23 protein-coding genes and 1 other RNA gene are annotated in these 23267 nt (G+C 56.4%); 9 read left to right on the top strand and 15 right to left on the bottom strand.

Annotated elements, in window-relative coordinates; all coding sequences use genetic code 11:
* Window positions 1-45: 45 nt before the first annotated feature.
* A complete protein-coding gene (locus K227x_RS30455) occupies window positions 46-273 on the bottom strand; it encodes a hypothetical protein (RefSeq protein WP_218933927.1) in 228 nt (75 codons plus the stop codon).
* Between the two features lie 273 nt (window positions 274-546).
* Between K227x_RS30455 and K227x_RS10850 the strand changes: the two genes are divergently transcribed.
* Complete coding sequence (locus K227x_RS10850) at window positions 547-774, top strand: hypothetical protein (protein WP_145169509.1); 228 nt, start codon at window positions 547-549, stop codon at window positions 772-774.
* Between the two features lie 1056 nt (window positions 775-1830).
* Here the strand turns inward: K227x_RS10850 and K227x_RS10845 are convergent.
* The 7 genes from K227x_RS10845 to K227x_RS10815 form a co-directional block, all read right to left on the bottom strand.
* Window positions 1831-2370 carry a hypothetical protein gene (locus K227x_RS10845; protein ID WP_145169508.1) on the bottom strand — a complete coding sequence of 180 codons (540 nt, stop codon included), beginning with the start codon at window positions 2368-2370 and terminating at the stop codon, window positions 1831-1833.
* Between the two features lie 460 nt (window positions 2371-2830).
* Window positions 2831-3451 carry a thioredoxin domain-containing protein gene (locus tag K227x_RS10840; protein ID WP_145169507.1) on the bottom strand — a complete coding sequence of 207 codons (621 nt, stop codon included), beginning with the start codon at window positions 3449-3451 and terminating at the stop codon, window positions 2831-2833.
* Window positions 3452-3609: 158 nt separating this feature from the next.
* Window positions 3610-3933 (bottom strand): hypothetical protein, encoded by a 324-nt coding sequence (locus K227x_RS10835; protein ID WP_145169506.1) that lies wholly within the window; start codon window positions 3931-3933, stop codon window positions 3610-3612.
* Window positions 3934-4229: 296 nt separating this feature from the next.
* Entirely contained in the window at window positions 4230-4646 is a 417-nt protein-coding gene (locus K227x_RS10830) for a hypothetical protein (protein WP_145169505.1), read from the bottom strand.
* A 476-nt stretch (window positions 4647-5122) separates the two neighbouring features.
* A complete protein-coding gene (locus tag K227x_RS10825; protein ID WP_145169504.1) occupies window positions 5123-5482 on the bottom strand; it encodes a hypothetical protein in 360 nt (119 codons plus the stop codon).
* Window positions 5483-5579: 97 nt separating this feature from the next.
* Window positions 5580-5876 carry a hypothetical protein gene (locus K227x_RS10820; RefSeq protein ID WP_218933926.1) on the bottom strand — a complete coding sequence of 99 codons (297 nt, stop codon included), beginning with the start codon at window positions 5874-5876 and terminating at the stop codon, window positions 5580-5582.
* Window positions 5877-6207: 331 nt separating this feature from the next.
* On the bottom strand, window positions 6208-6582 hold the full coding sequence (locus K227x_RS10815) for an SPW repeat protein (RefSeq protein ID WP_145169502.1): 375 nt from the start codon (window positions 6580-6582) through the stop codon (window positions 6208-6210).
* On the opposite strand from K227x_RS10815, the gene K227x_RS30450 reads away from it, so the two are divergent.
* The gene (locus K227x_RS30450) at window positions 6569-6712 is read left to right on the top strand and encodes a hypothetical protein (protein ID WP_218933925.1); all 144 of its coding nucleotides are present in this window, start codon (window positions 6569-6571) and stop codon (window positions 6710-6712) included. The two genes, K227x_RS10815 and K227x_RS30450, sit on opposite strands and share 14 nt — an antisense overlap.
* A gap of 364 nt (window positions 6713-7076) precedes the next feature.
* Here K227x_RS30450 and K227x_RS10810 read toward each other — a convergent pair whose 3' ends face one another.
* From K227x_RS10810 to ssrA, 5 genes are all read right to left on the bottom strand, one after another.
* Window positions 7077-7673 (bottom strand): hypothetical protein, encoded by a 597-nt coding sequence (locus K227x_RS10810; RefSeq protein ID WP_145169501.1) that lies wholly within the window; start codon window positions 7671-7673, stop codon window positions 7077-7079.
* A gap of 742 nt (window positions 7674-8415) precedes the next feature.
* Window positions 8416-9342, bottom strand: a complete 927-nt coding sequence (locus K227x_RS10805) for an iron ABC transporter permease (RefSeq protein ID WP_145169500.1) — start codon at window positions 9340-9342, stop codon at window positions 8416-8418.
* Window positions 9343-11735: 2393 nt separating this feature from the next.
* Window positions 11736-12047: a hypothetical protein gene (locus K227x_RS10800; protein WP_145169499.1), complete on the bottom strand. Its 312-nt coding sequence runs from the start codon at window positions 12045-12047 to the stop codon at window positions 11736-11738.
* The gene (locus K227x_RS10795) at window positions 12040-12423 is read right to left on the bottom strand and encodes a hypothetical protein (RefSeq protein WP_145169498.1); all 384 of its coding nucleotides are present in this window, start codon (window positions 12421-12423) and stop codon (window positions 12040-12042) included. Before K227x_RS10795 ends, K227x_RS10800 begins: the two co-directional genes overlap by 8 nt.
* A 1023-nt stretch (window positions 12424-13446) precedes the next feature.
* Window positions 13447-13825, bottom strand: a transfer-messenger RNA (tmRNA) gene (gene ssrA, locus K227x_RS10790).
* Window positions 13826-14837: 1012 nt separating this feature from the next.
* On the opposite strand from ssrA, the gene K227x_RS10785 reads away from it, so the two are divergent.
* Together K227x_RS10785 and K227x_RS10780 are read left to right on the top strand one after the other, a co-directional pair.
* Window positions 14838-16229: a DUF1559 domain-containing protein gene (locus tag K227x_RS10785; protein WP_145177690.1), complete on the top strand. Its 1392-nt coding sequence runs from the start codon at window positions 14838-14840 to the stop codon at window positions 16227-16229.
* A 169-nt stretch (window positions 16230-16398) separates the two neighbouring features.
* Window positions 16399-17082 (top strand): DUF2293 domain-containing protein, encoded by a 684-nt coding sequence (locus K227x_RS10780; RefSeq protein WP_145169497.1) that lies wholly within the window; start codon window positions 16399-16401, stop codon window positions 17080-17082.
* 117 nt (window positions 17083-17199) lie between these two features.
* On the opposite strand, the gene K227x_RS10775 is transcribed toward K227x_RS10780, so the two are convergent.
* Window positions 17200-18024, bottom strand: a complete 825-nt coding sequence (locus K227x_RS10775) for a ParA family protein (protein WP_145169496.1) — start codon at window positions 18022-18024, stop codon at window positions 17200-17202.
* Between the two features lie 80 nt (window positions 18025-18104).
* Window positions 18105-18365 (bottom strand): hypothetical protein, encoded by a 261-nt coding sequence (locus tag K227x_RS10770; RefSeq protein ID WP_145169495.1) that lies wholly within the window; start codon window positions 18363-18365, stop codon window positions 18105-18107.
* A 549-nt stretch (window positions 18366-18914) separates the two neighbouring features.
* On the opposite strand from K227x_RS10770, the gene K227x_RS30445 reads away from it, so the two are divergent.
* The 5 genes from K227x_RS30445 (at window position 18915) to K227x_RS10745 (ending at window position 23252) form a co-directional block, all read left to right on the top strand.
* The gene (locus K227x_RS30445; RefSeq protein WP_218933924.1) at window positions 18915-19115 is read left to right on the top strand and encodes a hypothetical protein; all 201 of its coding nucleotides are present in this window, start codon (window positions 18915-18917) and stop codon (window positions 19113-19115) included.
* Between the two features lie 13 nt (window positions 19116-19128).
* A complete protein-coding gene (locus K227x_RS10765) occupies window positions 19129-19974 on the top strand; it encodes a biotin--[acetyl-CoA-carboxylase] ligase (RefSeq protein WP_218933923.1) in 846 nt (281 codons plus the stop codon).
* A 108-nt stretch (window positions 19975-20082) separates the two neighbouring features.
* Entirely contained in the window at window positions 20083-20838 is a 756-nt protein-coding gene (locus K227x_RS10760; protein ID WP_145169493.1) for an SDR family NAD(P)-dependent oxidoreductase, read from the top strand.
* A 212-nt stretch (window positions 20839-21050) separates the two neighbouring features.
* On the top strand, window positions 21051-21590 hold the full coding sequence (locus K227x_RS10755) for a Spy/CpxP family protein refolding chaperone (protein ID WP_145169492.1): 540 nt from the start codon (window positions 21051-21053) through the stop codon (window positions 21588-21590).
* Between the two features lie 393 nt (window positions 21591-21983).
* Complete coding sequence (locus tag K227x_RS10745) at window positions 21984-23252, top strand: GspE/PulE family protein (protein ID WP_246146733.1); 1269 nt, start codon at window positions 21984-21986, stop codon at window positions 23250-23252.
* Window positions 23253-23267 lie beyond the last annotated feature (15 nt).

Below are 23267 nucleotides of genomic sequence, written 5' to 3'. Positions count from 1 at the left end.
TCCGATCGCTATGACTCGAGCAAATCCCAGACGCAATGGAAATGGTTACCAGAACTTCCAGAGGTTGTCCCTGATCCAGTCAGTAAATGCATCGCCTTTGAAATATCCAAGCAGGCTGCAGCCCAAACCGCCCGCTAGTACGAAGCCAACGAATAGCATGACGGTCCAGCCTGGGTAAATCAATCCACTTGCTATGCCCACGCCTCCTCCGGCAATCGAACCGAGCATGGCTCCCGCAACCGCGTGAACGAATCGATCGTTTGCTTCGTGCATGAAATCCTCTGGTAGCGGCAACAACGCGACGCAAGTTCAATCGATTAGATGAACGTTTTTCAGCCAGAAAACGATAGCGACCACCGGCGAAGTGGGATCGGAGACAATAGAATCGCGTAGCCAGTTGCCGTAGCGGATCCCATACTTCCCCAGGTTCAACGCAATCGTTGTCCGCCGGTGTTCGGGATTTGTGAGTCGCTCTCGTCGGTCAACCGCGGGCGGAGACGGAAGTGCAACACCAACGCCATCAGAGGTGCTGCAAACAATGGCACAATGTTGATGATCTTCGATGTAGGCCAGTTCATCGCTTCAAGCGCTGCAGTCGATGCGAAGATCATAGTGGAGTACCAAGCGAGCGGAACGGTGATCGCCAGGACACCGAGCATCAGTAGATTGGCTCTGTACAGCGAAAGTTTCGCACGCCGTGCCCAAAGAACCAAAGCCACTGAGTTCGAGCAGATGCAGCATCCGGCCACGAGTGCCGCCAACAATGGCTGGTGAAACCAGAACAGAAAGCAAGCGAGGATAATCATCCAGCTGGTCGAGCCTCCCCAAACCCCAAACCAATCACGGGCGTTCCACTTCATCTTGTGACTCATAAGGCTTCAAATTCGGATTCGACTACGGAGCAAACGAAGGCCTGACGACGGTACAGCTTTGTGACCGGAGGCAATTGACCTGCAAGCGCCAAAACCAGCGAACACCGCCGCTTCGTCGACAATCCATGGTTATTTCAATGCATAGGCTCGGGAAATTCGTCCCCAGCGATCTTCTGCCTCGCAAGCGTCCACCGGAAAGTCGGGTTCGTTCGCAACGCCGGTCCGAAAGTCAGTATAGCTCAGTACAGATCTTCGGTGTGAAGGTGCGAAAGGCGATCCACCGCAGCGATGCAGTGATTCTGCGGTGACGTCCAATCGGCAGACGCGGTATCGGCGATAGAACGGGAAATCCGTTGCGAAATGACGTTTGCCGCCAGCGGGCCGGACGCCTGGTGTCCTCATTTAGGAAACTCGCGTGCCCGGGTACTGTGCCTGCCTTGGCTATCCGCCGCCCGGCGGTTTCGGCATTCCAGACCGGCGAGTGAAAGGGCGAATTAGCACGATGGCAACCACCAAAAGGATAGGCCCGGCAGTGAAAGATACCCAGCGCGCAACCTCAGGTGACGACGGCACCCCAAGAAAGTAAAACTCGGAATCATAGGTCGCGTAGCGTGTTCCGGGCGGCATCACAGGCCCGCGCGGCATCGTCAGCGAGGCAAAACCAGGGCCGACAACGATGACGCAAGTAAAACCGGCCAGGATCCCAGCCACAGTGCGGAACTGCGATTGCCGCGTCTTCGTCGGTGGTGGCTGTTGCGTCATCGGTTCGTACGGATTGGGATTCAATGGATTTCAGTCGGATAACGGCAGGGCTGCGCGGCCCGGGACGGCAAATCTTTTATCGTCACAACGCCTTTGAATTCCGACTCCCCGATCACCCATGGTTTCCCATGACTACTTCAACGACTTCGAAATGCCCGAGTTCGCCGCTCGGATCCGTCGGATGGTTCGTCGAAAGTCACCGCGGCTCGTGTCGGACCACGATATCAGGACAGCGTTGTTGGAGCTCCGCAACGCCAGCGAATGTGATGAGCGTACCGGAAACGTCCAGCGATTTCAGGCCGTGGAGGGATGCGATCGCTGGAATCGCATCGTCGGTGACTGACGATCCATTCAGCCGTAGCATCCATATCGATCCGATGCTGGCGAGCATCTTCAACTGATCGTCGGTCACGTTGCAATCCGTCAAGTGAAGAACTCTGACGCTCTTCAGATTCGATAAACCCCGCACGGTGTCATTGGTGATGCTAGCGCCGGCGAAATCAAGGTGGTCAAAAGACTCATACTCTTCGATATGGTCAAACCTAACGGGGTCAACAAATCCGACCCAGGTTGGAGAATTGTTCTCGTCGAAGCTGACGTAGTACGCGCCCATCGAATGCAAGTCAGCTTCGATGCGACATCGACCCCGGTAGCTCCGCGTCGTCGACTCAGCAATTACAACACTGATCGCGACGACAGCAACGATCGACAACAGCGTACGGATTCGGAAACGCAAAAAAATACCCTTATCGACGAACGGTAGAAATCACGGGGAGTGAAAGGTAGGCGGACTACAACCAGACCAGGAAACGGGCCAACCGTTCCTTCCGTGCACGAGATGATTTCCCGCTGGCTTGGATCAGCATCAACTGGGTCGCTACCGAACAAGATCGACGCAAGCAGGGTGTCCCGAAGATAGTCATCACGTACGCCGTCGAAGAACACGTCAATGCGTTGCGGAGGGTCTGAACGCGGTTCAACAGTGCGCAGAGAGATCGTCTTGGGCACCCCATCAAAGTCGTATCCGTTTAGGTAATAGTCGCGTATTGGCAGCATGGATACGCGGTAGAAAAACGCCCACATCACTGGGCCGGGAAAGCGGATTGTCAATTTAATAAATCACGCAAACCCGCCTCCGCCTCCACGCGGCTGTGATCGCTATCCGCCGTTGGCTGCATCGTTGCAGGACAAAACGCCTAGACAATTTGCTCAAGTTCCTCGGCAGACAATCGGCTAGAAGTGGTATCCAGCATTTCGCGGAAACGCACTATGGTAGAAGGCGTCAAGGGAAACCCTATGTTTTCGCCATTGTTCTTGCCCTCTGCCAAGATGCTTCCAGTCGGGGACAGGAAGCAAAGGTATGGGACGCTCCCGACATCACGACTGTAAGCAGAATAGACTTTGTCGAAATTGTGCATTCGGCGATCGATTTCCACAAAGACAAAGTCCTTTTCAATCAGCCGTTTGACCGTTGCCAAAGCGAGCGACATTGCCCTGCAGGGTGGACAACGTGGACCGCTAAATTGCAGCATGACGTTTCGGTGAGTTGTTATAGCTTCAGATTCAGCGTCCGTCAGCAATCGAACCGCATCTTGGCCGAGCGCAAAATCGTCTTGCCGGATTGAAAAGCGAGAAGTCACCGAGAAGTTATCCACGGGGTCAATAGCCGCTGAATCCGACTCGACCAAACGACGACTGTTTTCAACTTCTCCCTGCCCACCATCCCCTCGAACGCATCCGCCGATTGGCAATAGCAAGAGGAAAGCGTAGCCAGCGAGTTCAGCGCAGATCGGCAAGTTGTGCTTTTTTTTGAACATTCGCACTTCGGATACCGCCACCGATGCCCCGGCGGCGTCAGGTAGAATTCGATTCGCGAAAACGCACGACCAGACGATTGGGCCCATCGCATTGCTTGTCCGATTTCTGCGGTCGACTGATTCAAAGACGCGGCTTTGATTGTACACGTCTGAACCGTTCAATTTTCGTCTGAAAGAATTTGCGCCCCACAGCAGTCGCAGCGATTGCCAGAATGCAACATCTGGCCGCAATTGCTACAGGCCCAAATGGTTTCTTCACCAGGGCCACTAATTGTCCCTTCGAATTCACATCCCGCTATCTTCTTTTGCAGACGCAAATGTTCTGCAAGGCAGCGAAGTAAAAGCCAAGTCAAGAATGCGATCAGCAGTGCAAAGCCTGATGTGACGAGGCCCCACAACGAAAATGTCATCACTAGCGCGAGAGCAACGATCGAGCCAAGAATAAGAAATGCAATGGCCACCATCTCGACAAGGGTTTCCAATCCGGTCGATCGTCGCAGTCGATGTTTTTCAGTTCGGTGTGCGGTAAGTGTCAAGTCAAATCTCGAAGGACGAATGGGGACCATCATCAGGCACGGCAGGATCGTGTTCCATTTCTAGAAACTTGCAAGCTGTGATCCGTGCATTTTGGTTTGCCGATACGCTGGGTTTCGCTGTCCCCACTCGGGCACATAAACATCGCAATCCGTCACTTGGACGTGACCGTTTTCTTTCGATCTTAACCAGGGAATGTTCGGGATCACGGAGGATGCACGAAAAGCCAACAACGAGTCTGAACTCACTCTCGAGCCCTTTGTGTGCATCCCTGGGTTCTGTGTGCATCCCTGGGTTCTGTGCGTTCGATCGCGTCACCACCATCACACAGGTCTTGCACAACAAACAGATAGTCGTTCAACGATCGGAAATGGTCCGCTTGCCGGGAGAGAAACAGCAGTCCGTCACGCTCTCGCTCCATGTCATCCCGTATCGCAAGCCCAAATCCGGCAAAGATTGACAGACAGGAAGCTTCACGCCTCAGCGACAGGTAGTGTTGATCAATGTCCGCTTTTGCTCGCCGCGCGTCACGACGGTCCAGACAATACAGCAGGCGTAGGTCGTTTGGCAAATGAAGCGGTTCGCCCCACGGCAGTTTCGACGGGGGCAATCGCAAACCAAACCATTCTTCAAGCACGACGCCGGTCAGTACGTCCCACATCGGTAGCGTGTAACGAGATAACGAATCAACTCGCCCCGAATCAGAGAGCAGCTTCGCGGCAGCTCCCGGATTGGCGAGTTCACAACAAGCGGGAAATGATAGACGGTACGAAGTAATGGTATTGAACGCTTCTTCCCCTCAAAAACAACGTTGAAATTCAAACGGTCGCGGGCGTTGCCCTGTGAGCGTCGCGCGTTGATGCGAGCCAAGATACAAAAGCCATGATGTCGTCGGGGCCAACCAATGTAGCGGCAGCCTGGTCGCCGTTTGGCTTTAGTGTGATCGAAGAAACCAAGTTTGACGACAGGCCGCGTATCAGGGTGAACTGCCGATAGACCGCTGTGCGGGAATCACGGCAAGGGAACGGGATGCTCCCTGAGGTCAAGTTGGACGAATGTCCCGCGTCACGAGGTGGGGAGCGTCAAGTTGTCCATTTCAACTCCGTCCGCAAGCCCCGCTCTGTATGCACGCCGTCATTATCCGTCAACCACTCTCGTTTCACGCTTTAGCACGATCATTAGCCCAGCATCACCCGATTTTACAATTCGCACATCCGTCTGAAACCCCGAACATTCGGTGGTCAATGTGAAATACGAATCTCGAGTATTGGCGCATGAATACGCTGTAAATGTGCCATCTTGAGCACAGTCTTCGGTGATCAGATCCGATTCGAGCACCATCGTGTCACGCGGAGCAAGCACAACGGTCGCCGATGGGAGTGGAGTCCCATCGCCATCAACGACGATGCCCGCGACTTGGTCGCAGGCTCGACTGCAGCCCGCGCTGGGTAGCACCAAGACGGAAACGACTGTCCAAACAAGCAGTAAATGACGCATTGCGTTTCAGCCAAAGAAGGTTGGTCATCAGCGAGCCACGACGAGCGATTCAACCACTGCGAAAGTGCGTGAGACTCGGCTTCGTTGCACGGCATGATTACCCGCCGGCATTTGTGTTCGATGGAGTGAATTGCCAGAGCCCTTTGTCTGCAAGAAATCGGGCGATCCCGTCTGGGCGGCGAACCACGATCCCCTCTTCGGATTCGGTATCAAATCCATGTTCTTGGATACTCGGAACGTGGCCAGCACCATCGACCCATCGGACCCCGGGGAGACCGGGTACGTTGTACGAGTCCCAAGTGCCGGTCCTTCCGCTAAATGCATAGACGACCTCGTCGACAATGTAATAGAGAACGCCATCCCCGTTGAGAACCGGTTTCAGTTCACCATTCAACGCAGTTTTCAGTTCGTGAACGCGAAATCGGCCCTTGCAGTCAACAGCCACCAACTCGGTGACCGGTCCGCCCGCGATCTCAAATGCGATAACTAAGTTGTGTTTACTGTCTTCGGTGAACTCGCCGAGCGTCCACGGCTTGACGGTTTGGTAGCTGGGAAAGCGGTGTGTTGACCATCGTTTACGTGGCTTCGAGTAAGCAGCGAAAGCGTTGGATTACCATTGCAGTCTCCAATTCGAAAAGGATGGGGTTTCAGTCGGGCAACGGCGGCCATAACCGGGCGACCGCCCAAGATGTTCCAATTGCAATCACGCCGTCGGCTGCTCCGGTTCATGCCTTGGTCACACCCTCGTCCGGATCGTGACGAGCCCCTTCCGCTTCCTCGCCGTCGTCGTCCGATTGCAATTTCGCGATTCGGTAACGTCGCGTCTGAACAAACAGAATCGCGCCAGCGAGCATGCAGAACAGAATCGGCCCGATCAAGGACAGCACGGCAGTCCCCAAATCGGGCGAATCCGACAGTGTCGATAGTCCAACAGCAATCGCACCTAGCGCCCACGGCGCAAAGATCAACCAGACGCCAATCAAGACCAGCTTACTTGGCTTTGCCGATGCGAGCGCAGAGTATTTCGGCACGAAGTTGTCGTGCCATACGTCCTGCTGAAGACGTTCCGAAAGCGGAATGTATTTCTTGGAATCAGACATTATGTTCTTGGATGGAAGGCTGCCGATCAGCCAGCGACGACAATGGATCGTCGATTTCAAGACGCCCGATTTTGCCGATCGGATTCATCGCATGATTCATCACCGTCCCCAGGCAGCCCAAAAGTATTGAAGCAACAAAACACAGTGAACTTTTCCGTCAACGGGATGTGACCCAATGATCAAAATCACGAACAGTTGACCCAATCGGTGTCTATGTCGAATCAGTATAACCGATGGAACCGCACATTTTGCAAACGGTTTCCGAGATCGATCGGTACGCTCGAGATGTCGGAAGAACGTTTATGGACGTCAGTTCGCCGCAGGTAAATACGTCGCCGAACCTTGCGATTGCCTTCTGCCGATATGTTCCGTGATACGGGTTGAAATAGCGATCGATGGAGTCGGATAATGATGGCGGTCATCGGTCCGACGTCGAAAAACGTTGACTTCACAAACCCTGTGATCGACGGCTACGGATCACCGCACGGTTCTGCCTATTCGTCATTGCGCTGTGACGTGGCGCCCTCTCGAGGTGGCGGCCCAATCAGGACGGCCACATAAGCCAGCGGCTGTTCACCCGGAATCGGCACTCTTTTTCCGAGGGTAGAACGAGGCAGCACCGGCTCGACGACTCGAGTGCCAGGTTCATCCACCAGCGTGACCCTCGTTTCGTGTCCCCCGCCTGGATCCCAGCCACGAACGAGAACCAACACGCGGCCATCTTTGCGTTCAGGAAGGTCGCCGCCGACATGGCAAAAGGTAACAGAGCTCTCGCCGACAAGACGACCATCCCAAACGCAATTGTCGACTTCGTCGTCCGCAAGCAGCCCGTCACAAATAGGCACCCAGCCTGTGACAGCGAAATACTCGGACCCGCCCAGCTCTTTAAGTTGTTCTGCAACCCAGGACTCGACGACGGGCCCATCCTGCATCACAGTGCGAGCGGTGACCGGCATGATCACCTTGACGAACACCTGGTTGAATCGCTGCCGCGCAATCGACACCGGCGTTGAACTTTGGGCGGGTAGCTCAGAAGCAAAGGCCGCAAGCGTGTAGAGAACCGCCCACAGAGCGAAGTGACGACAGCTCATTCTGGACCTCAAAAAGTTTCAGTGTGACGGAATTCTGGCAGAACGGAACGGTTCAGCGGGGCCGCGCGAGCGACTCTCCACATCAGCATATGACCTCGCGGACTCTGCTGCGAATGATTGTCACCCGCCTTCCAAGAATACCGTCCCGGGAAACCGTCGGCGGATCGAGCAGCGTGGGCGAGTTCGGCGCGACGAAGGACACGTTCACCTTCAGCCGAAATCTCTAGTGCATTATTCCTACCGGGACATACAGCTTCGTATTCGTCCACAATCCATTCGATCGTGCAAGCATCGACCACGCCGGACAAACGTTCGTCTACCCGCCTGGCTTATCGAAGATATGCCTCCAGCCGTGATCTCGCCACATTGCACAATAGTGCCCGACGAGCAGCCCAAGCAATCCGACCATAATCGTTGATCCTGCGACAAGCAGGAAAAACAAGGGAGGATCAATGTAGCGAATCGATGAAGAGAGCCGATCGGTGCCACCGTCTAATACCAACGGGTAAGCGATCCCCCGGATCAGGAGTAGCAGCCAGTAGGCTGAAACGGAGACGACAGTTGCGGTGATGCGCGGCGAAATCCCGGATGTACATGCCGACCTAACCGCAGCGCACAACGTGCAAATCACCACCGAGACGAAGATCGCCGGTGCTGCCGTCAATCGCTGTGCCGCGAACACACCAGCGAAAGCGACAACAAGGAGTAGCAGGTCGAACGTCCGAACTGTCATGCGCCAATTTCAGTCGGGGAAACGGTTGCGTCCACCGGGTGGCCGAGATATTTTCCGAAAATGAATCCAGCGGCCCAATGCCGTCGCAAGGCTCGTGAAAGCCTGAGGTCCGCGAAATGTCACCCAAACAACGTAAGGTGTAACGAAGATCAGGACGGACACAAAGAAGGGGATCAGCACTTCAGCGCCAGCGTAATGCGCAACCACGGGAATCGACATCAGCCGAACATACATCATCCGCGGGATCGCAATTGCCAACGCGATCACGGCAGTCAGCACAAGGATACGACCCAGTCCGAACTGAAACCTCTCTCGGTCAACGAGTTGAGTTGATCTTTCCCATTGGGAATTTGGAAAGACAAAAGTACGTGCACGCTGGTTTCGATCCAAGAATCTTGGCACTTGCGTATCGTTCGGCAAGGCTATGGGACGTGATCGAATCGCACCAACGAAAGCACCGACGACTGCGAACATCGATCCAGCACGGATTGCCGCCCCATTGAACTCCCCCGCCTGCAAAGTCAGCACCGCTTCGATCTGCCAAGGATTCGCCGCCAGAGAAGTGGATATGGAAAGCGCCGCGCCCAGCCCAGCGCCAACGAAAAAACCAACGAGAAATCCCACTCGGGCACCGTCAAACGTCACTCGCAGGCGTGCAACCGTGATCGACAAGATCCAAAACACCGCCGCTCCAAAGAACGCCCCGCCAATGGTGATCCAAAAAAGCACTTTCGTCGGCTCTTTCAGATAGTATCCGCCGATCTGCAGCGACGAGTACACGTTCGCAAGGTAGTAAAACAGCAGAGACGCAATGAAATAGAGAAAGCCGCCGGCACGAGCTCCTGAAATCAGCGGCGAATCGATCGGTCGTTCGTGGCAGCGCACCTTGGCGTGCACGTAAGCCTCTAGACCAATACTTCTAGCTTCCTGACTCATCGGGCACCTAATTGACGACGTATTCGGTTGATCCGATGCAAGAATGCTGGTGATGCATCGGTAGCGAGCGTCTCGCACCGATCAAACTTCGTGTCGCCCGCCTAGCCTTCAACCGAAGCGCTCGCCAGTGTCAGTGCGATAACGAATTGCGAACTATCCTTCGGCCAGGCGCAAAACCCCCAGTGCTGCATGTTGGGGATGCCGCCTGGCTGACGGACAGATCGTGCGTTGAACTTTGTCGACTCATGATCGCCGACCTGGGGGAAACCTATGCGGAATCAATCCAATTGGTTGCTCCCGAAACGCTGCCAGTTTACTCCAAGCACGACACCGATCACAAGTTGTCCCACCAGGTGAGAACCGTGTTGGGGCCTGACCGCTCTGCTTTGCCTGCGATTCTGGATCTTTGCGCAGCATGCAACCTCTGGTTTCTCTGAAAGAAATGGCAGCCCACTGATGGTGGTGGGTGCAAGCGACGCTGGTTGCTAGCCATCTCCATACCAGCTTGGCCGGTACTTGCTGAACATCACTTCACGCCAACTTGGCTTGAAGCTCGACTGCACCAACTCCATCAGCTCGCCGCAATGGACGCACGGCGGTGTTGACTCCTCAGCCGCCTCCTCTGGCCCCGCCTCCTCATCGACGGTGGGCGTTGGGGGCGTCTCCACTGGCAGCAACACGGTGCATTCTTGCATATAGCGATCTGAATCAAAAACAGTCGAGGAGTCACCACGCTGGCCATCCACGGCGAGCGAGGAGAAAACCACCGAGAGTATTTGCGTGAGCGCGCAGGCTCATTCGCCTCGCCGTCGCATCGGCCTGACACTGGCCCCGCCCAGGTCGATGCGACGGCGAGGCGGAAGGGGCAGACCCATTCTGCTGAGCCCGAACCGAGGTCGACGCCCGACAACGATCTCACACCGGCCATATACCATTTCCACCCACCGATTCGGCGGAAGAGCCGAAAAAAAGAACCCGATCATCATGCATCGCCAAAGTGGCGTCGTCGTTGCATCCGCTCGGGTGCACTCAGGCGCACCGATCATGAGTCGATTAAGTTCAACGGCGAGATGCCGACGATCAGCGTTGCAGTGATGAGGGAAACGATAGAGAACTTCAATTGCTAGCTCGGCATGAAGGCATGTTTGGTCCTAACGTCGAAAGATTCAATCGCGAATAAAGGAGAACGCCAACGCAAGCGATTGCAGTGAACCCTCGCCACGAATGAATCCTGGTTTGCAGAGTCCATCGAATTCGACGAGTGTGCGAAATGTCGTCGCGTGCGTGCATCGCGGATCTAGCTCAGGTTGAGAAACGGCAATGCAAAGACACGTGGCGTTTTGGTCGCTTGAGAAGCGCCAAGCTTGCATTCGGCGATGCGATTCATGCGACTATTTCAATGCGACGAACGGTAGCGATGTGTGGGCTTGCAAGGAAACGAAAACGGCAACCACCACCGCTCCGTCACCATCGCGTGGAGATCAAACTTACAACGCTGCGCTTTGGGGTGGCAGTGAAGGAACATTCGCTCGCCCTCCCCATCTTTCCCAGACCATCGCAATTCGCCCCGATCATGGGTAGAAAGTGGGTGTAGTTCCTGGTGATCCCCGGTTTTCATTGAACGAGGACAGTTCGGCGAGCGTGGTCCACCAAGAACGGCGCTCGTAGTAAATGTCCCATTGAGGGTGGCCGAAGCCAGTAGGATAGCAAGCGAATCGCAAAACGGTCAAATCCTTGAAGTGCCGCCAAGGAAGTAGATTGAGATTTACATATCGCCGAACAGCGATGGGACCGGACTGTACTTCTATGTCAGCTGCAATTCGAGCGCCAATGTAGTGCCTTCCAAGTCGTTCAGTTAGCGTGACGACCGTCAGCCGATTGTCAGCAATGTTGCCACGTTGTGAAATGAAGCAATCCCATTGCGGGTTTCGCTCCAGTTCCCATCGTGAACCGCCGGAAGCGGTTAGCGTCACGGAGGAGTCAGCGTCGGCCAAAGCTGCAGAGGCCGTAACGATACCACGATCGATCATGCAAGAGAGCGTCGCATGAAGCTGTGCACGAGTTAGGCCGTGCGAGTAGCCGACGTTCATGTGCAGTGGGTAAACGTCGTCCGCGAGGCACCGTGTCATCACGGTATGTTCCCAAAGGAAGTCGCATAGCAGCAATTCGGGATCCGAAAGATCCGAACGCCCTGATCGTTGTGGCGGTGTTTCCATGCAGTGTGTGGGGTAGCGGCCTGCGATCACCGAGTCGCGACGATTGGTTTTCCATTTGTATCCACACGGCCCGCGACTTCGGTGAATCGCTTGGTTCTGCCCTTCGTCGGCCATCCGATAAGCATACTGGATCGGCGGCAGCGTTGCTGGAATTCCGTAGGGATGAAATTGGAAAGGCTATTCACCGCCATTGGCGCGTGAACGCTCAAGGTAGGCGAGCAGCATGAGGATAACCGGAACGCCCAAAGCGATGGTCGCGCCTATGCCGCATGAAATGTAGGCAAGTTGGATGGCACCTTGGGCGTCTCCAGCCGATACTGGTGGACCGCCGGGATTGCGAAGTGCAATCGAATAGAAACAACCAACGATGGTGACGGCGACACCCGTGATCACTGACATCCATGAGACGCGCGTTCGCGTTGAAGGCTTCAAGAGATACTCAGTTACAGAACGGCGACGTTGACCGGGACCGAGCGGATGATCAACCATCACCCAACGAGTCTTTCGAGGTCTCCGGTCCAACGTTTGGTTCGTCGGACTTTGTGTTTGATTCGGGAGTCAATTCTACGTCACCGCCGCGTTGAAACCAAGTCACGACGGCATACCCGACGCACCCGTAGAGCAGTGACGTAACGATTCCAAGCACCGCCCAGATTTCCACTGAAAACATGCCATACGTGATTGGGTACTCCATTCCGACGCTGTCCTTTTCAAAGAAGTCACGTGGTGCACGGATGTAGAAGAACGAGTACGTCAGACCGAAAAAGAATGCCCAAACAACCGTGACGCAATAGTGCAAAAATGATCCAGCAGTGAACGAGCATGAGATCCGTCGTTGAGTCCAAATCGTGATCGCGGTTGGCATTAGTATCACGATGCTAGTGAGAGCCGAGTGGCGAAACGCAACGGCGAACTTGCAGGCTGCGATGTGAACGGCAACGAGAAGCGTTACGGCAAAGAGGTCGCGGATGCTCAGCGGCTTCATTCGGACTGACGGTGTGGGCTAAGCAGCATTCTGGAGCTCGACGGACGATTAATTCTCCCCGGCTCAGGCGGGGTTTGAAATGATGATGGCCCGGGTCGGGCGGGAATAAATGCTTTTATGCCCGGCTGGCCCGTGCATGATACGCCTAGCCCAAGCGAGCGGGAAGAACAGGCGGTGCTTTCGCGGGGCCGTTCGGTGTTTTTACTGCCACGACCCTCCTCAGGGCATCGAACGCACGTTCACGCTCAGGAAGTGCCGTTTGCGGAGGATGTCCGAATGACCGTTGAGCAGTTTCGCCAACAATTGAGTCGTGCCCAGCTGCATCCCAACGATTGGATATGGATGCCTCCGTGGATAGAAGAATTCGCAAGGCTACAACACTCCGCTGCTGAGCGTCTGCACGTTGAGGCGTTCCGGGTGCTCGCCCTTCCCAGCACTCTCCACGACCGTGGCGTGCTAGGCTTGGCAGCGTTTGCAGGCGGATCGCGCCGTCGTGTGCTACCAAGCTCTCGTCGTATGCAGTGACAAGGCGGATTTTACGCACTTCAACCCGCAGCTTGGTCGGCCTGCTGAGCTTGGAAAACTTGCTAGCGTGGCACTCGACAACGGCGGAGGCATGGCCGGCGATGGATCATCGGGAATCGTCGATGCGAAATGTTGACGGCCTGGAAAGGCCGTCCTACGTGGGCGACGGGTCCTCGTTGACGGACTTGGGAAGGCCGTTGCTACTTCGGCGCAACGACCACTCTTTTTTTATCAGTGCCTAGCGTGAAGATTCTCACTGCAGCATAGGCTGCGCTCGCAAATCTAAGGGGCTTCGAGCGCGTGCCAGAGCCATCAGCCCCGTCCTATGCTTGGTTTCCAACAAAAAAGGCCACTTGCTGAAATGGCAAGTGACCTTTCGGATGGAGGCGGCGGGGATCGAACCCGCGTCCCGCGATGCGTCCACGAGACCGTCTACGTGTGTAGTCTGACTATTTGTACTTCACTGAAGAAGCTCTTCGCTTCAGTCGGCGCTGCCTGACAGGCTCCGAAATCCGCTAACTCGAAACTTTTTTAGCTCACCGCGTCTCGAGTAGGACGGCGAGCGATCCGAAATTGTGACGGACATTCAGGCGACTTCGGCGGCCCCCATCAGTCCGGGTAGCCTGTAATTAGGCTGCCAGAGCGAAACTTTCGTTTGCAATTAAAAAATTGTGATCAGCTTTTTACGTGGCCAACTGATCAACCACGACACGCAAGCCATCGCTTCCAATCATCCGGTCGAATCCAGATCACCCCCATGACAGAGATCACCGGCGGAACAAAACCCGCCGGGTCGATCGGTCGCAAGTTTGCAACAACGTTCATCCTATGCCGATCGATCGAAACCGTCCAGTCTGGCCCCCGATTTTGCCTGGGGAACGCTTTCAGTCGAAATCGCGTCGTTCCAATCACCGCGTCGATCGGCGACCCCTTAGGGTTCCATCCTAACGGCAGAGCGTTTTGGACTCTCGATGGGCTGCCGCAACGCTGCATCCCGCCACGGGGCGAGTGGGCGCGCGGCCCGATGAGGCACCCGGTGAAACGATAGAAACGGCCCCCAAACCCACCCCCAAGCACGCCCCTCGTTTAACCGCGCGGGCATCGCCCCGCGCGTCCACCTAACTAAAACGCGCGGCCCGCTGAGGCACGCGGTGAAACGATAGAAACGGACCCCAAACCCACCCCCAAGCACGCCCCTCGTTTAACCGCGTGGGCATCGCCCCGCGCGTCCACCTAACTAAAACGCGCGGCCCGCTGGGCACGCGGTGAAACGATAGAAGCGGACCCCAAACCCACCCCCAAGCACGCCCCTCGTTTAACCGCGTGGGCATCGCCCCGCGCGTCAACCTAACTAAAGCGCGCGGCCCGATGAGGCACCCGGTGAAACGATAGACAGCCCCATCGCCGCATCTCGCCACCGGGGCGAGTAGGCGCGCGGCCCGATGAGGCACGCGGTGCCGCGATAGACAGACCCATCGCTGCAGCCCGCCACCGGGGCGGCTAGGGTTCCGGCCTGGACTGCCGCATTTTCGTCGACGCGAACTTGACTCTGGACTCTCGACAAGACAAACTGTCTTTTCCAAGAGAACTCCAACTTCGGTACGGGGATGACAATGTTTCGATCTTTATCAGTGACGTCGAGCCAGAGACGAAACCGGTCGCGGCGCAACCATTCGATCGGTGATGATTTGCACCGCACGGATCTGGGCCCGTCACCGCAGTGGTCCACCAACCACTGCATGGGCAACCACTGCATGGGCAACCATTGCATGCGTCGCCCCGATGGCATTCGCGGTACAAATCCCTGTGGTCGCATTCGTGGCGGTGGATTCACGATGGTCGAATTGCTGGCCGTGGTGGCGATCATAGGAGTTTTGGTGGGGTTGCTGCTGCCTGCCGTTCAGTCGGCTCGCGAAGCCGCGCGACGCACCAGTTGTGCGAACAATCTGATGCAGGTCGGTCTCGGCGTATCGGGTTACCACGACGCTTTCAAACAACTGCCCACCCAGCTTGCGGGAACCGACGGCAGCACGGTTGCCAATCGGGACAACGATCGTCGACTCAGCACGTTGGTCGCGTTGCTTCCTTTTCTTAGTAACGACGCACTCTGGAATGACCTCCACCAACCTCGCTCACGCGACTGGTATCGCGCCGATCAGCTATCGAGCCAATATTACGGCATGCCCTATGAAGACGAGCTGGCGTTCGAAAACGAATCATCCGATGGCGAGAATTCAGACGGAGCCGATTCATCCACGCCACCAGACATGTGGCCGGCCGGCGGCCCATCCACATCCGCGGACTATGAATTGTGGTATCACGAAGTCGCCGTCTATCGTTGCCCTAGCGACCCAGGATTCGGTCGACCTGGCATGGGGCGATCCAACTATGCGGTCTGCATCGGCGACGGGATCGATTGCGCCAACAGCGGACCGATGAAAGACGTGGGCGGAACGTTTGTGATCGATGATGAGCTTGCCAAGCGATGCAATGCGGCCATGCGAGGCGTCTTTGTCCCGCGAACGACCGTCCGTTTTTCGGACATCACCGATGGCCGCAGCCATACGATCATGATGGGGGAAATCGCAACCGACTTAGGCGATTCCAGCACTCGGACCCTGCCGGCCGTCGTTTCCGCCGGATATGAAATAGCGGGAAAAGGCTCCACCGTCGTCGCATCGAAGAAAGAGATGGCAGCCAAGGATGTGCTGTTGAAAGACCCTGGTTGGATATTCCAAACGGTATTGATCGATCCCGATCGTCCCGAGTTCTGGTCGATGGCGGTTTCCAACCCTGGGATTGTCGCCATCCCCAGTGCGCGCCGTGGATTGCGATGGGCCGATGGCATGCCTCTTTACACAGCTTTCAACACCATCCTGCCTCCCAATCAACCGTTGGTGCTTCGTGAAGACCGGGACGACAGCACGGGGGTCTTGCCGCCCAGCAGTCGACATCAAAGCGGCGTTCACGTCGGCATGGCGGACGGGGCGGTCACGTTTGTGTCCGATAGCGTCGACGCGGGCGACCACGATTCTTCGACGGTCTTTTTGGCTGGGCCAACGCCGCCGGGAAGCCCCAGCCCGTACGGAGTTTGGGGAGCCATGGGGACTCGGGCCAGCAGTGAGTTGGTGGCCAATCAATGGGATCACGGGCAACCCTAACGGTCCCAATGAATGCACGTCCTGTGGTTCGGATCGTGCGTAAAGAACGAGTCCGCCGAGAGGTTGGTTGAAGATAGACGAGGGTGGGGATTGACGAGGGTACGGATCAATTGCAAGTTGACGGCTCGCCGTTGCGCCAAAACTGTTCCCACCCCGACGAGACGATTCCATGACGAATCAAAGCAAGGATGTAGCCCCCGGTCCGAACGAACGCAGCGTGACGATGCCGGACGGAACCGTGGTCCAAGTGCCAGGCGGGTGGGAACTGCTGCCGCCCGGCGACGCCGGACTGACGCGCCGGGTCAAAGCGGCGGGACCGACGTACACGGTCAAAGAAAAAAAAGGGCGGCGAACGTTTTCGCAAGGCGTTTGGGCCGATGGCAAAACCATTGCGGCAGCCAAAGCAAAGCTGGACGTCGAGCGTTCCACGGACGCCTACGCCAAACGCAAAGTGGCCGATGCGGCGCGGCGAGACAAGAAGCAGGCCGAATATGTCGAAGACTTCTTGGGCGCGGTCGTCGCGTTTTTGAACTTCGCCCCACAGCATCGGGATCTGGCCGTCCGGTTCGCCACCGCGGTGACGCAGCACGCGACACCGGTTGGCAGCGGGACGGTCGCGCGAACCCAGCGCATTCCCATTGAACGTCGAGCGGAATCCGCGGTGATCGCGTGGATGCGACACCAGACCACCGCCTACGATCACATGGCAATCCCACGCGTCAAAGGCAAGCGACGGGAAGTCCGCCGGATGCTGGCCGAAGAATCTCGTCGGCTGCTGACCAAGTACCGCCGCGGTGAAACGGTCGATCCGGGCCAATGCAAATTACAGGTGTCCTTGACCAAAACGATCTAGTCTTGCGCGTGTCTTGTCGGGACCATCACGGACCGGATTGATCACGGCAAGTTTTTGCCGACGGCAAGTTTCTCGACGGAACAATACATCGACGTCAATCGAACCGCAGACCTGCAACTAGGCAGCCATTCGGATCGGACCGACGATCCGCGATTTTTCTTGAGCGATGACTTCGTCGGCCAGCGACTGGTAATCGGCGGCACCATTGCTTTCCGCCGAGTATTGAAAGATCGACTGCCCGAAACTAGGCGCTTCGGCCAAGCGGATATTGCGTCGGACGCGAGTGTCAAAGAACTTTGCCCCCCGAAAGAATTCTCGACTGCATTGGCTTGCTTGAAAGAATTCTTCGATGTCATTGCTGACTTCGGCGGCCAAACGCGTGTTCGAATCGTACATGCACAGCATGACGCCCGACAAACGCAGACCGCTGTTCAGACGTCGTGACACGACTTCGATGGTGCGCAACAGCTTGCTAAGGCCGTGGAGTGCCAAGAAGTGTGGCTGCAGGGGCAAGAAAACTTCGCCCACGGCGACCAATGCATTCACGGTCAAAACGCCCAAGCTGGGCGGGCAATCCAAAATGATGTAGTCGAACTTTTCGTCGTCGTCTTCCATCTTGTCGCGCAGAATCATTTCGCGACCGACTTCGCCAGCGAGTTCCAATTCTGCAGCCGCCAAGTCCAAGTTGGCTGGGACCACCGACAGGTTTTCGTTGACTTGACGTCTGGCTTGTGACAGCGAAGCTTCGCCGCACAGGACTTCGTACATGCTGGGCTCGCCGTCGACGGCAGTGATGCCGAGGTGAAGCGATGCGTGGGCTTGGGGATCCAGGTCCATCACGCATACCTTGCGTCCCGCCATGGCAAGTGCGGCCGCCAAGTTTACTGAACTGGTCGTCTTTCCGACGCCACCCTTTTGGTTGATCACAGCAATCGATCGCATCTTCAGTCCTTTGTATTTGCGTTCAGTTTTTAGTTCAACGATGGCGTCGCGTCAGGCGAATCGCATCGCGAATGGTTTGTTCAGGCAGCAGCCGACTGTCGCATTTGTTTGTAGGCCAGCAGGACGTCGTACAGGTCGACATCAATGCGGACCGAATCGTTTGCGAAATCGTTTAGCCAGGCTAAATCGTCCGCTGCTGCTTCCAACAACAGCGGAACCATTTTCCCTAGCGGGATCACAACCGTCTTGGCATCGGCAGTCCCAGCAATTCGATCAAGCTCTCGCTCGCGGCGGTCGCTGGAATGATTGGTGGGAAACAGTCGCAAGGCGGGGTTCGACATCGTTGGTCGGCTCGTCAAAATCGGAAGCATGAAGATGGACAGGTTGAAGGACAGGCTTCAGTGGATGTATCGACTTTGCGGGTTAGGAAGGTTGAGCCAAATGTTCAAATTCAACTCAAGTTTGCTGCGACGGGGGTTTCACAGTTGGGTCCGAAACCACCACCGACGAACCAACCGGCCCGCCGGAAAGCACGGGAAGGTGCTTCACATCGGGATAGCATCGCGGTCCGATCGCATCAGACCCAAACAGGTTCGATGCGAGATGGGATTCGCGTCGTCGGGATGCAGCAAGAAAGCGGTCCACCGAGTCCGTCGAACCGAATCATTCGGCGACGCGGATGGGTCGATCACTTTCGATTTCCCTTGTAACGGGCAAAGCAAAGTGATTGCGAGGCCGTTTCGGTCTTGTAGTGAGAACTTTTTCGATCCCAGCGTATCGGCATGAAACCCCGTGGAACCCAGAGGATTGTTTTGCCCTGAAATTCGCCCCCGTTTGACCTTGATTCTTTGGGACTAGCAGCGGTCGGGCCGACGGGTATCATCGACCTTATGAACGATGACGACGAATACGATTCCGATTTCGACGACCAGTCGGACGACGACGACGACTTTGATTACGAAAGTTTCGTCGAGGACAACTTTGGGACAGGGGTCACCAATACGGAAACCAAGCCACTGTGGCGGCTGGTCGCTGTCGTCCTATTGGTGGTGTTCATCGGCGGATTGCTGTTGCAAATCGCAGCCTTGTAAAGAGCAACTTTTGATGAGCGACTTTCCATCGGACCAGGACAGATTGACGACGCTAGGTGATGTCGATTCATCAGCAACACGCAGCATCGAAGCGATGTTGCATGACGGCACATTGGGATCCGCCTGGCACGCCGAACAGACCTCATCGACGAACTCGATCGCCCTGCAAGCAATCCGCGAACCGGGTTTGGCCCCCCCAATCACGCCGCGTCTGTTCTTAGCCGACCTTCAAACCGCGGGACGTGGACGCCATGGTCGAACATGGCAAAGCGATTGTTCGTCAATGACGCTGTCGATTTTGCTGCCTTGGGAACCTGGAACAAATCCTCAGTCGCGTTTGATTCCCCTGGCTGTGGGTGTCGGTATCGCTCGCGTGATCGAGTTTGAATTGGCACCGGTGAAGGTATCCCTGAAATGGCCCAACGATGTTCGGTGTGCGGGCGGCAAGTTAGCAGGCGTTCTGTTAGAAGCTTCGGCGTCGTTGGACTTCGTGGTGATCGGTGTCGGGCTGAACATTGAAACCGCACCGGACCTATCCCTGCAAAGCGGCGCCCAACCGACGACGTCCGTCGCAAAGATCGCTGGGCGCCGAATCAGCCGCTACGATCTGCTGCAACCGATCGTCGCCGGAATTCTGGACACCATCGGCATGCTGGCCGACGATTCCGTCACCGTCGTCGACGAGTTCCGCAGTCGCTGTGTTCTGTCTGGCAAATCGATTTCGTTCGATGATGGCGGCCAACGATCGATCGGTCAGTGCGTCGGGATTGATTCCGACGGAAGTTTGTTGGTCGAGGTCAACGGAGAACTTCGTCGCATCCAGTCGGGGGAAGCTCGATTGCTGCGCATCCAGAATTGATCGTCCCAGTCATTCGCAGACACCACCTGCGGGCAGGAACCGCGGATTCGTTTTGTTAGACTGCTGTCTTGATTGTTCCCGATTCGCTCCACCATCAAAATACGAACTATGAATCACTCTGATCGCCCGGTTGCATTGGTCACCGGAGGCGGAACCGGCGTCGGCCGCGCATGCGTGCTGCAGTTTGCCGACCGCGGATACAACGTCGTTGTCAACTATTCGCGTAGCGGAAAAGATGCCGACCAAACGGTGGCTGATGCAGTCCAGCTTGGCGTTGATGCCATCGCGGTGAAGTGCGACGTTTCGGTCGACACCGAAGTGTGCGCGATGATCGCCACGATCCAAGTGCGTTTCAGCCGTCTGGACGTGGTCGTCAACAACGCGGCCACCACCAGCTTTGTAGACCACGGGGATCTTGATGGGCTGACCGAAGCGATGTGGGACCGCATGCTTGGCGTCAATTTGAAGGGACCATTTTTCGTCACCCGAGCCGCCGCGAATTTGTTGAAACAGGGCGATGGTGGATCCGTGGTGAACGTCAGCTCGGTCGCCGCGCTGACGGGTTCCGGTTCGTCGATCGGATACTGTGCCACCAAAGGCGGCTTGAATACGATGACCAAGTCGCTGGCACGAGTGATGGCGCCCAACGTTCGTGTGAACGCGGTCTGTCCCGGCCCCATCAACAGTCGGTGGATCTTGGAGGGGAATCCGGACTGGGATTTGAATGCGATGGTCGCCGACTATCCGATCCCCAAGGCGTCCGACCCATCGGACATCGCGGACGCGGTCGTTTTCTTTGCGATCGGAACCAAAATGGCGACCGGGCAAATCCTGAGCGTGGACGGTGGGCAAACCTTGACCTGATCGAATCGGCGCCATATTTTCCGCAGCTTAGGCCTTTCTGGCGAAACCTTGCGTCACCGCACAGGGTTACAATGGGGTGAGTTCACCTGTCAGGCGTTCTGTTCTTTTCGGGTGAATTCTTAGGCCGCCGACGCTGGGTAGCAGGCGGCCCCGTACCGGTCTCGTCCTGTATACCAAGGGCGAGCGTCACCATTTTCTTGAGAGTCCTTCCTATGAGTTCGAAGTTGCTCGGTGTTGCGCTGCTAGTCACATTGGTTGCTTTCCCCGCAGTTGCCCAAGAAGGCGAAAAGGGCAAGAGGAAGGGCAAGGCTGGTGCCCAACGAAATGCCGCCACTCAACTGATCAAGGTGCTTGAACCGGTTGGCTTGACGGCCGAACAAACTGAAAAGATTCAGACCCTGGGGAAAGCAGCCGACGCATCGATGAAGTCGATTCGTGAAGAGACGGGTTTGACCCCGGCGATCATGAAAAAGCGAATGGAAGCGATGAAATCGCTGAAAGATTCGGGCAAGAAAGGCAAAGAGCTTGCCACTGCTGTTGCCGAAGCATCCGGACTTTCCGAAGCCAATCTTGCCGCGATCGCAAAGATGAATGAAGCTCGCAACAAATTTCAAAAGAGCGCAATCGCACTTTTGACGGACGAGCAAAAAGAAAAACTGCCCAAGAATTTGGTGCGATTGACCAAAGAGGGGAACCAACAGGGCAAAGGAAAAGGCAAGGGCAAGGGAAAGCGTAACAAAGACGCAGCCTAGTGAATTGCCACCGCGTGTTGGCATCCTGAGTCCCCGATATTGGAATCTGATCGAAGGGAATGGATTGAAGTACAATTGACGCGTGATACCGATCGTCATGAACGATCAACCGACACGATGTTGATTCGAACCTATCGCAAGCGCCGGCTTCCTTGGAAGTCGGCGTTTTGCATGCGCCCATCGTTCCATGCGCCCATCGTTCCATGCGCCCATCGTTCCATGCGCCCATCGTTCCATCCGCCGATCGCGGACCGGACCTGCGGGGGTTGCAGCGGGGAAGTGCCGAACGGCGCACCATCGCCCATGCGGACCTGGGCAAGCGATAGAATGAATCGGTTCACGCGATGTCAGTGCAAAGGTTGCCTGATCGTTTGATGCAATCCGCCGAGGTCCATGATGCCAACCGATTCATTGTCTCCTTTTTCGGTCGATCACTTAGACCCTCGCAGTCCTAACTACGCAATCGACGTGGTCGATAAATTGATCGTGGCGGCGGTCGCTAGCGACGCATCCGACGTCCACATCCAGCCTCGCGCCGAAGGCTGGGATGTGATGTTTCGAATCGATGGAGTGCTGTCCGCGGCTGAACCGATCCGATCGGGAGGCGATAGCGACCCGGTGAAGCGGTTGATGGTGATGGCCGGTCTGCCGACGTATCGCAGTGGTCAACCGATGGAAGGGCGACTGCGTTTAGAATCCACGGCGCCGGACGATCGTGCGTCGATCCGGCTGGGCATCTATCCCACCATCCATGGGCCCCGTGCCACCATTCGGTTGCTACGAAAAAGCAACGCTTATGATCGGTTGCCTTCGTTGGGGTTGGCGGATGATGTTGCCGCGAATCTAACCGATCTATGCCGACAAACCGACGGTGCCATCTTGTTGTCGGGTCCAGCGGGCAGTGGCAAGACGACGACCCTATACGCGATGCTACGTTTGATCGCGTCCAGTGCGCCACGCCGAAGCGTGGTCACGATCGAAGATCCGGTGGAATCGATCATTGCGGACATCAGCCAAAGCGAACTGGATCCTTCGGCCGGCATGACTTTGGCCAAGGCGCTGCGAAGCGCCGTCCGCCAGGACAGCGAGGTGCTGTTGGTCAGCGAGATCCGAGACCCAGAAACTGCCGAAGCGGCTCTGCAGACGTCGCTGACCGGGCATCTGGTTTTTTCGTCGCTGCATGCAACCGACGTGGCTGCATCACTGCGGCGTTTGGTTCAGTTTGGCATCCCGGCGTACATCGTTCGCAGCGGCATCCGCGCCATCGTCACGCAGAGGTTGCTGCGGCGCCGATGCAGTGATTGTGCGCCCCCCAATGACACACCAACCGCACTCACCCCACCGGACGACACGGCTGCGACCGCGACGTCATTGAACGCCCCATCAAAAGTCGACGCTGCGGTCTGCGAAAATTGCCTGGGCACTGGCTACCGCGGCCAGATCGCGATCGCCAACTGCGTACGGTTCGACGGAAACGATCCGGTGGGCGATGCCCTAGCGGACGCATTGACCGCGGGTTCGTCGACGCGGGTGATGCGAGACGCTGCCCACCAGGCTGGATTGATCGATCTGCACCAACGTGCCAATCAATGCGTCCAGGCTGGGTTAACCGATCCCGCGGAAGTCTACCGAGTTCTAGGGTCGCCGGCCGTCGTGCGATGATCCCACGGTTGGTGA

It is taken from the genome of Rubripirellula lacrimiformis, assembly GCF_007741535.1.
In the GTDB taxonomy this organism is placed as follows: domain Bacteria; phylum Planctomycetota; class Planctomycetia; order Pirellulales; family Pirellulaceae; genus Rubripirellula; species Rubripirellula lacrimiformis.
The sequence above is the reverse complement of the archived record's forward strand: the minus strand, read 5'-3'. Positions and strand labels throughout refer to the sequence as shown.

Excerpts from the sequence above, each read along its gene's own strand:
- K227x_RS10745 (WP_246146733.1), top strand. The coding sequence starts at position 21,984 with ATGATGCCAACCGATTCATTGTCTCCTTTTTCGGTCGATCACTTAGAC.
- K227x_RS30445 (WP_218933924.1), top strand. The coding sequence starts at position 18,915 with ATGAACGATGACGACGAATACGATTCCGATTTCGACGACCAGTCGGAC.
- K227x_RS10850 (WP_145169509.1), top strand. The coding sequence starts at position 547 with ATGTTGATGATCTTCGATGTAGGCCAGTTCATCGCTTCAAGCGCTGCA.
- K227x_RS10810 (WP_145169501.1), bottom strand. The coding sequence starts at position 7,673 with ATGAGCTGTCGTCACTTCGCTCTGTGGGCGGTTCTCTACACGCTTGCG.
- K227x_RS10805 (WP_145169500.1), bottom strand. The coding sequence starts at position 9,342 with ATGAGTCAGGAAGCTAGAAGTATTGGTCTAGAGGCTTACGTGCACGCC.
- K227x_RS10825 (WP_145169504.1), bottom strand. The coding sequence starts at position 5,482 with ATGCGTCATTTACTGCTTGTTTGGACAGTCGTTTCCGTCTTGGTGCTA.
- K227x_RS30455 (WP_218933927.1), bottom strand. The coding sequence starts at position 273 with ATGCACGAAGCAAACGATCGATTCGTTCACGCGGTTGCGGGAGCCATG.
- K227x_RS10795 (WP_145169498.1), bottom strand. The coding sequence starts at position 12,423 with ATGCCAACCGCGATCACGATTTGGACTCAACGACGGATCTCATGCTCG.
- K227x_RS10800 (WP_145169499.1), bottom strand. The coding sequence starts at position 12,047 with ATGGTTGATCATCCGCTCGGTCCCGGTCAACGTCGCCGTTCTGTAACT.
- K227x_RS10770 (WP_145169495.1), bottom strand. The coding sequence starts at position 18,365 with ATGTCGAACCCCGCCTTGCGACTGTTTCCCACCAATCATTCCAGCGAC.
- K227x_RS10815 (WP_145169502.1), bottom strand. The coding sequence starts at position 6,582 with ATGTCTGATTCCAAGAAATACATTCCGCTTTCGGAACGTCTTCAGCAG.
- K227x_RS10765 (WP_218933923.1), top strand. The coding sequence starts at position 19,129 with ATGAGCGACTTTCCATCGGACCAGGACAGATTGACGACGCTAGGTGAT.
- K227x_RS10775 (WP_145169496.1), bottom strand. The coding sequence starts at position 18,024 with ATGCGATCGATTGCTGTGATCAACCAAAAGGGTGGCGTCGGAAAGACG.
- K227x_RS10760 (WP_145169493.1), top strand. The coding sequence starts at position 20,083 with ATGAATCACTCTGATCGCCCGGTTGCATTGGTCACCGGAGGCGGAACC.
- K227x_RS10755 (WP_145169492.1), top strand. The coding sequence starts at position 21,051 with ATGAGTTCGAAGTTGCTCGGTGTTGCGCTGCTAGTCACATTGGTTGCT.
- K227x_RS10840 (WP_145169507.1), bottom strand. The coding sequence starts at position 3,451 with ATGTTCAAAAAAAAGCACAACTTGCCGATCTGCGCTGAACTCGCTGGC.
- K227x_RS10785 (WP_145177690.1), top strand. The coding sequence starts at position 14,838 with ATGCGTCGCCCCGATGGCATTCGCGGTACAAATCCCTGTGGTCGCATT.
- K227x_RS10780 (WP_145169497.1), top strand. The coding sequence starts at position 16,399 with ATGACGAATCAAAGCAAGGATGTAGCCCCCGGTCCGAACGAACGCAGC.
- K227x_RS10830 (WP_145169505.1), bottom strand. The coding sequence starts at position 4,646 with ATGTGGGACGTACTGACCGGCGTCGTGCTTGAAGAATGGTTTGGTTTG.